The sequence below is a fragment of the Cryobacterium sp. 10I1 genome (assembly GCF_035019805.1).
Classification (GTDB): domain Bacteria; phylum Actinomycetota; class Actinomycetes; order Actinomycetales; family Microbacteriaceae; genus Cryobacterium; species Cryobacterium glucosi.
This window is the reverse complement of sequence record NZ_JASJVF010000600.1, coordinates 1-349: the sequence shown is the minus strand read 5'-3', so window position 1 is coordinate 349 and position 349 is coordinate 1. Positions and strand designations below refer to the sequence as shown.

General features: G+C 66.5%; 1 pseudogene. It reads right to left on the bottom strand.

Going from position 1 to position 349, the window contains the following annotated elements:
• A pseudogene (locus QN345_RS19950) lies at positions 1-206 on the bottom strand (hypothetical protein); the annotation flags it as partial.
• Between the last annotated feature and the right edge of the window lie 143 nt (positions 207-349).

The window sequence follows — 349 nt, the reverse complement described above, 5'->3', positions numbered from 1 at the left end:
ATGCCGACGCCCGTGAAGAAGACGGTGCTGAGCACGCTCAGGGCGATGACCGCGACGGGAAGGGCGAGCAGGAGAAAGCCGAGTTCCCGTGGTACCGACCGCCAGAGGCCTCGATAGCCGGGATTTTTGCTCAGAGGGATCTGCACGGTCTCCAGACTGCCAGATTCCCCGGAGTGCGGGATGGTTGCGGGTGTCGTCGTGGTCATGGTGTCCTCCTTGGTGGATGACTCCAGCCTCGCCGTGAACATCCAGCAGGCCCATCGGGCCTGCGTCCCAATCGCTGCGGGGGAAAACCCCCGCGGCCCGCATCGGGTCAGAGCGCGCGGTGGGTGAACCGGCCGCCGAGCAG